The 1331-nt window shown below is 60.7% G+C and carries 1 protein-coding gene; it reads right to left on the bottom strand.

Annotation, left to right across the window (positions count from 1 at the left end; translation table 11 throughout):
* Positions 1-164 precede the first annotated feature (164 nt).
* Positions 165-1250, bottom strand: a complete 1086-nt coding sequence (locus tag HZR81_RS23535; protein ID WP_011913346.1) for an IS5-like element ISPst12 family transposase — start codon at positions 1248-1250, stop codon at positions 165-167.
* Positions 1251-1331 lie beyond the last annotated feature (81 nt).

Consider the following 1331-nt stretch of genomic DNA (forward strand, 5'->3'; position numbering starts at 1 on the left):
CAGGCCGTTGAAAAACTCGGCTTCAACTGCCCCAACCCGTCCGGTTTGGCGCTTTTTCAAGCGCTTTGGCCTAACGGAGTCCACACAAGGCCTGACTTCAGGCCTTTTTGACAGGTTTCAGCACCACGTTCACGCCTTTCGGCGTTTTTTGGGCGTAACTCGCCCTATACATGCGATCCTCGCCACCAACCCGACAGGCTACCCAGTCGGATCAGGTTGTAGACCGAGAAACCCAGTAATAACTGAGCACTCAGCTTGGCGCGACCGATCAGCTTGGTCTTGCGCAGGCCGCCAACCGTCTTCAGCCAGCCAAAACCTTCTTCGATCCGCTTGCGGATCTTCTGGCTGGCGGCATACCCCGGATGCCGCGTGGTGCGCCCATCGATGGCGCTGCCCTTGCGCTTCTGCGCCACATGCGGTGTCACTTTCAGCTCGCGCGCCCTCTGCACGAAACGCTTCTGGTCGTAATTCTTGTCTGCACCTACCGTGCTGCCCGGCTTGGCCGTGCGCTCCAGCATCTCCAGCGCCGCCTCTACCTCGGCACGTCCATTGAACTCGGTGCATTCCACATCCACGATCAGACCGTTGCGGTGCTCCATCATCGTGTGGGCCATGTGCGCCAGACGACTGGCATCGCCATTGCTCTTGCGCGCCAGCCTGGCCTCGGGATCGCTGGTCGATTGGTGGGTCGCGTTGCTGCGCTTCTCGCCCTTGAAGTCGGCATCGGGGTTGCGCGTGCCATCCTCCGGTGGGTCGCCGCCATCCTTCTTGATAAAGGACTTGTGCGAGGCCCAGGCGTCGATCAGCGTGCCATCGACGCTGAAATGCTCGTTGCTGGCGTACTCGGACCATGCGGCCAGCGACTTGATGCGCTGGAAGAACAGCCGCGCTACATCCTGGTTGAACAAGCGGTCACGGTTCTGGCTGAAGGTCGAGTGATCCCACATGCGCTCGTCCATCGACAAGCCGACGAACCAGCGAAACAGCAGGTTGAAATCAATCTGCTCGACCAACTGCCGCTCGGAGCGAATGGTGTAAATCACCTGCAGCAACGAGGCGCGCAGCAGCCGCTCCGGCGCAATCGAGGCCCGTCCCAGGGTGGAGTACAGCCCGTCGAAGTCCCGATCCATCGAAGCCAGAACGGTATCGACCAGGCCTCGCAGGGGACGCAGCGGGTGATCGTTCGGGATGCGCTGCTCCAGCGTCGTATAACTGAACAGCTCGTTTTGTTTGAGGTCGAGTCCACGCATCGGCTTGGGCTGGCTTCGGCAGAAGAGGATGGCCGCCATTTTGCCAGAGCCACGCGGGCTCTGGCTTTTTTCAACGGCCTG

Origin of the sequence: Pseudomonas sp. LM13, from assembly GCF_041381355.1 — a bacterium.
Taxonomy (GTDB): Bacteria; Pseudomonadota; Gammaproteobacteria; order Pseudomonadales; family Pseudomonadaceae; genus Stutzerimonas; species Stutzerimonas frequens.